This window comes from Chamaesiphon sp. VAR_48_metabat_135_sub, assembly GCF_031418915.1.
Classification (GTDB): Bacteria; Cyanobacteriota; Cyanobacteriia; order Cyanobacteriales; family Chamaesiphonaceae; genus Chamaesiphon.
The window spans coordinates 45,302-55,100 of the sequence record NZ_JANOJV010000223.1; the positions used below are offsets into that span (position 1 = coordinate 45,302).

Genomic DNA, 9,799 nt, shown 5'->3' on the forward strand with positions numbered 1-9,799 from the left:
TGAATCCTTTACCCTTTCACCCATTATTGAGCAAATCTATTCACTGACAGGTTCAAATTCTTCTATTTCCTCTGCGGGTGAATCTACTAGTTCTGCGGCTTCATTTGCTGCGGCTTCAGACAGCATACTGGTGACTGTGACTAGATCGATTTGTTGACGATAGTAGTCTACACTTTTAACCTGGACTTCGACTCGATCGCCTAGACGATAGGAAGTCCGATTTTTGCGCCCGACGAGACAAGCGTAACGGGGGCGGAATTCGTACCAGTCATCCTTGAGAGAACTGACATGTACTAAGCCTTCTACTAGGGAATCTTCGATTTCGACAAAGAAACCGTAGGACTGTACGCCTGTGATTAAGCCTTGGAAAATTTCACCTGTGCGGGCTTTCATTTTCTCAGCTTTTTGTAAGCCTGCGAGGTCATTTTCGGCATCCTGAGCAATTTTGGTTCGATCGTTTAGATGGGCAATAGAACCCGCGATTTGGGCTTCTAGTTCCTGTTGAACCGTTGGAGTGAGGACGTTCCAGGTAATTTGCCCGTGACAGCTACTGCTACCCAAATTGACGATCTCTTTGGCGCGAGAAGTTTTGCGATCGCGTCCATTACTAAACACCTCATGCAGCACCCGTTGGACTAAAATATCAGGGTAGCGGCGCAGTGGGGAAACACAGTGAGTGTAACCATTCTCGATCGCGAGGCCGAAATGAGTCGCAGGTTTGCTGCTATAAACGGTGGTTTTGAGCAGGGATTTGAATAGGTAATTGAGGACCTGGGGGACTGGTGACTGAGCGAATTGTTGGCTGAGGCGTTGTAAGTCAGCGACGCTGATTTCGGTTTCGACTTCGCCCTCAAAATTCAAGCCCAAGTTAATCGCCAGTTTAATCGTGTCATTGACTTCTACCAGTTCGGGATGGTGTTGAACTGCATAGATACCTGGTACCTGTAAAGCTTGCAAATGGACGGCTACAGCATAGTTTGCCATTACCATTACATCAGTCAGCAACGATTGTGGATCGTCTAAGAAAATCACCCCCAATCTGCCTTCATCGGCAAATGGAGCCTGCTTCCGAATCAGATCGACTTCCAGACCCCCTCTAGATCGCCGTTGCGCTCTGAAAGCTGGTGCGATCGTTTCCCAGATCGGTTTGATGATTTCGATCGCTTGTGGGTCGATTTCGGCGGGTTCGCCTGTTAATACGGCTTGGATTTGAGTCGGATGCAGCAACCAATCTAACCGAACTTTACTCGGTTGAATGTTAAATTCAATCAACTCACCCAAATTGTTGAGCGAGAGCAACACCGAAATTGCCAGTCTTTCGGCCCCTGGTAAAAACCCACAAGCCTGATGAACGGACGCAGGTAATAGGGGGATCGGGTTCTCACCTAAATATACCGCCGTACCGCGTTTTCTGGCATCGCGATCGAGCCTATCGTCAGCATTAATATAACTAGCGATATCCGCAATATGTACGCCCAACCGCCAGATATCACCGTCTAAATGTTCGATCGTCAAGGCACTATCTATCGCCCCCACCTCTTCGCTCACCGCAATTGTCGGCAATTGTGTCAGATCGATACGTCGATCGCTCAGAGGATCTTTCCCACCTGTGGTAATTTTGGCAGCAGCAGCTTCTACGGCTGGCGCGAACGTCTGGTGTAAATCGTGCTTGCAAGTGACAATATCGATATCCGCTGCAGATTCGGCGGTAGTCCCCAATACCCTGGCAACTTTACCCGTTGGCAGATCTTGACCAATCGCGTGACGCAGTACATCAACATGCACCAGATGATCGAGAATGTCATCTAAATTAGCATGTTCCTGTCCATCAGTGCCTGGAATCGAACCATTCGGAGACACTTCCAACTCAAACAACAGTCGATCGTCCAAAGGTATCGCCCGATAGTCTCCCGTTTCTAGCCGTTTTATCCTAGCCAAAACCGAAGGATTTGCCCGCTCCAAAATCAGCTTGACGGCTCCTTCTGGACTGCGCCGACGGGTCCCCTCTTTAATTACTTCAATCAAGACTCGATCGCCATTCCAGGCATTGCTGAGATGACTTTCGCGGATATAAATATCGTCCGCACTCTCCTCATCTTGAATCGCAAAGCAAAATCCCTTACTCGAACAGCGGAGTTTCGCCTCAACAATCCGTTCCGTCAGTTCGCGGCGAAACTTACCCTTCTCCTTCGCTAAGATCCCAATTTTTTCTAATAAATCTAAAGCGAGATCCAATTGCTCGACACTCGATGGGGTTTCGCACCCCAATTTTTTCTCTAGTAATTTTGGGGTAACTAATTTCTCAGGACTAACATGCGACAGCAGCGTGGCGATCGAAAATTCCATATAGTTTAATTTACCTCCACCCAAGAACATATTCATTTATTAAATTTGTAGCACTGCTAACTTACGGGATATTCGGCAAAGGTACTCTTCCCACAATTTTAGCAACAGTAAAGTATCCAAATACATGAGCTGCTGATACTTGTGGCGGCGGTGGTTATTGCGATGCGAAGACTGCCAAACCCGTCGCTGCATGACAGTTTGAGCCAAAAAGATAAATAATTAATAATTATTACTAACTAATAAATCTATCTTGGGCCTGAATAATGGGCATCGCCTTTGGAGCAAGAGAGTCGTTGGCGTTAGCCTCTCCATTCGGAGAATCTTTGTCTTTAGACGGCAAGCCTTGCGATTCCTTGCGCGACATTGACTATTCTCACTCTAACTCTTAAAAGTTTGCAGCTACTAGTTGCACCACTTAGACTTTACCAATTTACCAGTTCTGTTCTCTCATCAACTTAACATCAATTACGCTCTTGTACCGTTTGTCTCTCCGGTTTGTTAGCCGCTCCGGTAGTGCTTTACGAAGTTAGTAAAAGTATCGTTGATAGCGATGGCAGCTCTCGATCTGTGTCTTTAATAATATTACCCTCGAATGTCACCTCTGATACCATTTTGACCAAAACGGAGTTGCCGCACCATCATCGGGGAGTAAATTCTGTTAGCAACTTTAAATTCTCGACTAAGTGATACTTGACAATTATGGTATTAAATACCATAATGTAAGAAAGCTATTTTGAGTAAACAATGAATCAAGCAGTTGCCATCGCTCCAACCGATTCCGATCGATCGGAATCGCTACTATCTCTGTCGAATCAAGACTATAGCTTGCTGACAGACCTGTATCAACTGACAATGACAGCCTGCTATGTCGGCGAAGCACTCGATCGATCTGCCGCTAGTTTCGAGCTATTTGTCCGAAAACTACCAAAAGGTTTCGGCTATTTAATCGCGATGGGGCTAGCCCAAGCTCTAGAATATCTCGAACGACTCCAGTTTACACCAGCTCAAATTGACGAACTTCAAGCCACAGGTATTTTTAAAAACGCCCCCGCTAGATTTTGGGATTTGCTAGCCACAGCTAGATTTACAGGCGATATCTGGGCAGTGCCAGAAGGTACGACGATCTTCGCCAATGAGCCAATTCTACGAATTGAAGCTCCATTATGGCAAGCGCAAATTATCGAAACTTACTTGCTCAATACCATCAACTATCAAACGCTCATCGCCACTAGAGCTGCGAGGTTACGCGATGTTGCAGGTGCGGATGCCATGTTGCTTGAATTTGGCACCCGCCGTGCTTTCAGCCCCCAGGCTTCCCTTTGGGCGGCTCGTGCGGCAATTGCCGGCGGATTAGATACCACTTCCAATGTTTTAGCCGCCTTAAAATTAGGTTGTCAACCCAGCGGTACGATGGCACATGCCCTAGTGATGGCGATAGGAGCGATCGAAGGTAGTGAGGAAGCTGCTTTTAGAGCTTTTCACCGTTATTTTCCAGGCGCACCTTTGCTAATCGATACTTACGATCCCATCGCTGCCGCGACAGGATTAGCAAAACAAGTAGCAGCGGGAGAAATCGAGCTGTCAGGTATTCGGTTAGATTCTGGCGATTTGATTACTTTATCCCAGCAAGTAAAAGCGATTTTACCCGATGTCGATATTTTTGCCAGTGGGGATTTGGATGAATGGGAAATCGCCAAATTGCGGGCGGCGAATGCACCAATTAATGGTTATGGATTGGGGACTAAATTAGTGACAGGTAGCCCAGTCAACGGTGTATACAAACTCGTGGAGATCGATAATATCCCGACGATGAAGAAATCTCCAGATAAAATGACTTACCCTGGCAAAAAGCAGATCTTCCGTGAATCTCAATCTGGACAATTTACCAGCGATACGCTCGGTTTAGCGACTGAGGGTGCCGGATTATTGCAGCTTGTGATGAAGGAGGGCACTCGTCTTCAGCCCGATGATAGTTTGGCTACAATTAGAAATCGCACCGATGCAAATGTAGCCAGTTTACCTGCGGAGGTTCGAGATATTAATTACGATAAATTTTTCTCTATCAATATTTCGCCAGCATTAGTAGAATTAACCCAAAACTTGAAGGGTAAAATATAAAATATCTTGAGTATCGTAGGGTAAGCAATGCCCAGCATTTAGAGTTCAGGAAATATCTGTCTAATAAATATATTTATGTTGGGCTAATTTTATCTCTTTGAATCTAGATATTAAGCTTGAAATATAGACGGTAGGAACCATCCACCATTCACCACCCACCAATTCAATGAAAATTGCTCTATTTGGAACTAGTGCCGATCCGCCGACAATCGCTCATCAAGAGATTATTGGCTGGTTAGCATCACAATTTGATGCTGTAGCAGTATGGGCAGCAGATAACCCCTTTAAAGCACATGGTGCGACTCTCGAACAGCGATCTCAAATGTTAGAGTTATTAATTGCGGAAATCGATCCATCAATTAGTCAATATGCTCAGGTTTATCGCAGTTTAAGTAGTCAGCGAACTTTAGAAACTTTGATGACTGCTGGAAAGATTTGGAGTGATGGTGAATTTATTTTGACGATTGGAGCAGACTTAATTACTCAATTGCCGCAATGGTATCGAGTCGGCGAATTATTAACGCAAGTTAAATTATTAATCGTGCCGCGTACTGGCAATCAGATCGAAGCAAGAGACTTACAGATACTAACAGAGCTAGGAGCACACATCGAGATTGCACCATTAGCTACACCAGCTATTTCATCTACCGAAATTCGTAATAGTCATTCAATTCAAGGCTTAACCCCAAAAGTCGCTATATATCTTCAGCACCATCATTTATATTCCAATTCCGATGAGTCAAAGCAAATCAAATAAACAGATTCTCGCTGATTTTAAAGTAGGTGTAGATAATGTTATTTTCTCGATCGATACCCACCAAAATCGATTACTAGTCTTATTAGTCATGCGTCAAGATGAACCCTATTTAGGACAATGGTGTTTGCCAGGTACCTTAGTTAGAAAAGGCGAAACATTAGAAGCCGCAGCCGATCGAATCTTAGCAGAGAAAATTCATGTAGACAATTTATATTTAGAACAACTATACACCTTTGGCGGTCCAGGTAGAGATCCGCGTGAAGCAGTAGATAGTTATAATGTCAGATATCTATCCGTTAGTTACTTCGCCCTAGTTAGATATGAAGCCGCCGAATTAATCGCCACTGGAGTAGGGGGAATTGCTTGGTATCCAATTGACAAATTACCCGATCTTGCCTTCGATCATCGACAGATTATTGAATACGGGCATCAAAGACTAAGAAGTAAATTAGAATATAGTCCGATCGCGTTTGATATCCTCCCAGAACTATTCACCCTCAGTGATATTTATCAACTATATACCACCGTTCTTGGTGAATCTTTCTCCGACTATTCTAATTTTCGTAATCGGTTAATTAAACTAAGATTTCTAGAAGAAACAGACACAAAATCATCTCGTGGTAGCGGTCGCCCTGCTACATTATATAGGTTCGATCCGGTGGCATTTGCACCGTTAAAAGATAAGCCACTATTGTTTGTATAGGTATTAAAACTGGATATTGCTATGTCAATGTAACCTAAAGCTAAAGGATTGTATGTGTCTTTCTAAGTAGGGTGTGCTATCCCGTAGGGTAACGCACATAATAAAATACGATCGATTTAGATTCTAGTCAGGTTGGGCGGGTTTGAATTAAATCACTGGTGCAATCGTTGTTAGTCGCATAAACTCGCCCCTACAGATCCGATATTTTAAAATTAACTATTCCTGTAAATTCTGTACAAATAAAATATCATGAAAATAGCACTAGCCCAACTCAACCCCACCATCGGCGACCTAAAAAACAACGCCCAACAGATTTTAAAAACCGCCCAACAAGTATCAACCCAAGGCGTAAATCTTCTCCTCACACCCGAACTATCATTGTGTGGTTATCCACCGAGAGACTTATTACTCAATGCTCACTTCATCACCGAAATGGAGCAGACTCTCCACCAACTAGCTAGAGAATTACCATCAGATTTACAGGTATTAATCGGACTAGCTACACCCAATCCTAATTTTGCAGCAACAGGTGGCAAACCGTTATTTAATAGTATTGCATTACTAACCGCTGGAAAAGTGCAAAATATCTTCCACAAGCGACTTTTACCGACTTATGATGTTTTCGATGAACATCGTTATTTTACGTCTGGTAATGAGCCTAATTGCTTCACCATTAATGGAATTAAAATCGGGCTGACAGTCTGTGAAGATCTTTGGAATGATGAAGACTTCTGGGGCAAACGTAGTTATTTAGTCAACCCGATCGAGGAGTTATCCAAACAAAATATCGATTTGTCGATTAATCTATCAGCTTCGCCCTATAGCCTCGGCAAACAACAGGTGCGAGAAGCCATGTTAAAACATACCGCGATCAAATACGATCGAGCGGTATTATACGTCAATCAAGTGGGTGCAAATGACGATCTAATTTTTGATGGTTGTAGCTTGGGATTCGATCGATCGGGCGAACTAGTCTGTCGGGGTAAATCATTCGATCGAGACCTAATTATCGTTGAATTTGACGAATCCAAACAAGACTTAAAACCAGGTAAAATTCAGCCCCTAAATGATTGTACAGATGCCGAAGTTTGGCAAGCATTAGTATTAGGCGTGCGCGACTATATTGGTAAATGTGGTTTTCAAAAAGTAATTCTTGGCTTGAGCGGTGGTATCGATTCTGCCCTAGTCGCTGCAATTGCGGCTGAAGCTCTTGGTGCAGATAAAGTTTTGGGAGTATTAATGCCTTCGCCCTATAGCTCCGAGCATTCAATTACCGATGCGATCGCCGTAGCCGCTAATCTTGGAATTAATACCGAAACTATCCCGATTGGAGACTTAATGCAGGGATTCAATCGCACCCTGGAGCCACTATTTACAGGTACTGAATTTGGACTCGCCGAAGAGAATATCCAGTCGCGGATTCGCGGAAATCTGTTGATGGCAATCTCCAATAAATTCGGTTATTTACTCCTCTCAACAGGCAATAAATCTGAAATGGCGGTGGGCTATTGCACTCTCTATGGCGATATGAATGGTGGTTTAGCCGTCATTGCCGATGTCCCCAAAATGCGCGTTTTTTCCATCTGTAAATGGTTGAATCGGGAGCGAGAAATTATCCCTCACAATATCATCACCAAACCCCCTAGCGCAGAGCTAAAACCAGGACAGGTAGACCAAGACTCATTACCACCATACGAAGTCTTAGATGCCATTCTAGAGTTAATTGTGTGCCAACACCAATCAGCCGAACAACTAATCGATCGAGGTTACGATCCACAAGTAGTAGAAAAAATAACTAAACTCGTCAAACGTGCGGAATTTAAACGTCGTCAAGCACCACCAGGATTGAAAATAACCGATCGAGCTTTTGGTACTGGTTGGCGAATGCCGATCGCGTCAAAGTAAGTTAAAAGTTAAATTCGAGACAGGATCTTAAATCTGCAATTAGACCTCCTGCGAAAGTAAAAACAAAATCTTTTTTAGTATTGTTTTCGTCCATATCTTCCCCTAACGCCTAAAACCTAAAGCCTAAAACCTGACTTTCGCAGGAAGTCTATTGCTTCAGTTGCTGTTTGAGACTTGAGCTTACCAGATCGAAACTCTACAAAATTGACGATCTTTGTCAAAATTATCCGGCTCGGACTTGGGAATACTTGAAGTAAGGAATAACAACTATCGATGCTAGCAAGAAGCTTAACCCTTTCCCTACATCACCTCCATCGGAGAATCTAGTTTTCCTCAAAGTCACCAACATTTGCGGAAAATACGGAGAAAGACTGTAGCTTAATTAACAATGCTAGCTATTGTAAGTAGTTATTACATAGCCTCTTTAAAGTAGACACATATGCATCAGGTTCTAATTGCTGTGCGGGTAATCGGGTGGAGTACGATCGTTTTATCAATGGGTAGTTGCGCTAATTCACAACTGACATTAAATGCCCAAAATTCTACTGCTACAGAAAATCCAGCTTTATTGCCGATTGTTGACAAAGATCCTGTCCTGAAGCAATCCCAGCCAGATCCACTTGTTTCATCATCTACCGTCCAATCTCCGCCACCAATCGCGCCTGAAGTCGCCAAAATTGCTACGACAAAATCTCCGAATTTAGTTTCAGTACCTTATGTTAACCCACTCAACTCAATTCCACTTTTAGCCCAGCATCAGATTGCTAATTCTTGTCAGGCTTTTCCCTGCCTGATTTTGAGTCAATCGCCCAATCATCCACACAATAGATTTAATAATCCTATTTATAAATTGACAGCTTATCGTGACAATACATCAAATCGTGTATTCCAACTTGATGCGGTAACAGGGAGAGGGTTTACTCAAGCCAGAAATCGATATCAAAGCCTAACAGAAGCTCCACTACCAGATGGATCTTATGCTGTGGCATCTAGAGTTGTTGTCGGGAGTATTCGAGAGGTTGGTGGCACAATGGTGCCAATTTTTCCCAAACAGGGCTTCAATCCAAAGATGAGAAGAACTGCTCTAGGTATTCACTGGGACCCAAGTTTTGATAAAGATAAAAAAGAAGATGGAACGTCGGGTTGCATTGGACTGACAAAAAAGGGTGACTATCATCGAGTTAGAGACTTTATTATCAAATATCATCCCCGATCTCTAGAGGTACAAATCGATCGATAAATAAGACAAAAATTATTTAGTTAGATCGACTTCTGAATCGGAAACCAGTTCCCAATACTTATTAATCCACAAGGAAAAAATCATGAAACTTAAAGCGATCGAAACTACAATTGTCTTGGCAATGTTCATCAGCTTGTTACCCAATACAGCTTCAGTATCTGCACAGAATGGCCCTGGCGGTTATGGCAGAGTTAACACAGTGTACAGTTGCAGCCGCGATGGAGATACCATCAATCTCCGTTCTCGTGCGGGTCAGCAATATAGAGTATTAAATAAGATTCCCTCTGGTAAGCCAGTAGTTTTAATTGGCGAGGCCAAAGTTGTTGGCGAATTCACCTGGCAGAAGGTACGTTTTTATGGTGCAGTTGGTTGGGTTAGAGGTGATTTTTTATGTAATTAACGTCAGTATAAAGGATCTCAACAAGATCGCAGACTTCTCGAAACCAACTTGCAGGAATTTTGCCGCGACGCAAAGCTTCAACACCTAGCAGGATTGATTTACGAATAAGATAAGGCTGCTCTTGTTCTGCTCTATCATCAATTCTGTGCTTAACGATTCCACACACTCCACCCGATCGCGATAGACTATAATATTGCTCTCTTGTTGTTCAGAATTTTATGTCGCTGCCGATCGTTGCTATTATAGGTCGTCCCAATGTGGGTAAATCCACACTCGTCAATCGTTTGGCGGGCGCAAGGGAATCGATCGTGCATGATGAGCCAGGAGTTA

8 protein-coding genes are annotated in these 9,799 nt (G+C 43.5%); 7 read left to right on the top strand and 1 reads right to left on the bottom strand.

Annotated features, from left to right (window positions below; all coding sequences use genetic code 11):
• Positions 1–36 precede the first annotated feature (36 nt).
• A complete protein-coding gene (locus RMO55_RS16105; RefSeq protein ID WP_396134354.1) occupies positions 37–2,346 on the bottom strand; it encodes a ribonuclease R family protein in 2,310 nt (769 codons plus the stop codon).
• Positions 2,347–3,090: 744 nt separating this feature from the next.
• On the opposite strand from RMO55_RS16105, the gene RMO55_RS16110 reads away from it, so the two are divergent.
• The 7 genes from RMO55_RS16110 to RMO55_RS16140 form a co-directional block, all read left to right on the top strand.
• Entirely contained in the window at positions 3,091–4,464 is a 1,374-nt protein-coding gene (locus RMO55_RS16110) for a nicotinate phosphoribosyltransferase (RefSeq protein ID WP_310428082.1), read from the top strand.
• Positions 4,465–4,630: 166 nt separating this feature from the next.
• Positions 4,631–5,221 carry a nicotinate-nucleotide adenylyltransferase gene (locus RMO55_RS16115; protein WP_310428083.1) on the top strand — a complete coding sequence of 197 codons (591 nt, stop codon included), beginning with the start codon at positions 4,631–4,633 and terminating at the stop codon, positions 5,219–5,221.
• Positions 5,199–5,924, top strand: a complete 726-nt coding sequence (locus RMO55_RS16120; RefSeq protein WP_310428084.1) for an NrtR DNA-binding winged helix domain-containing protein — start codon at positions 5,199–5,201, stop codon at positions 5,922–5,924. The genes RMO55_RS16115 and RMO55_RS16120 overlap by 23 nt, the downstream gene beginning before the upstream one ends.
• 249 nt (positions 5,925–6,173) lie before the next feature.
• Entirely contained in the window at positions 6,174–7,829 is a 1,656-nt protein-coding gene (locus RMO55_RS16125; protein ID WP_396134353.1) for an NAD+ synthase, read from the top strand.
• A 439-nt stretch (positions 7,830–8,268) separates the two neighbouring features.
• Positions 8,269–9,069, top strand: coding sequence for a hypothetical protein (locus tag RMO55_RS16130; RefSeq protein WP_310428085.1), 801 nt, complete (start codon positions 8,269–8,271; stop codon positions 9,067–9,069).
• A gap of 82 nt (positions 9,070–9,151) precedes the next feature.
• On the top strand, positions 9,152–9,469 hold the full coding sequence (locus tag RMO55_RS16135; protein ID WP_310428086.1) for an SH3 domain-containing protein: 318 nt from the start codon (positions 9,152–9,154) through the stop codon (positions 9,467–9,469).
• 218 nt (positions 9,470–9,687) lie between these two features.
• The coding region (locus tag RMO55_RS16140) for a GTPase (RefSeq protein ID WP_310428091.1) at positions 9,688–9,799 on the top strand (112 nt) is incomplete at its 3' end.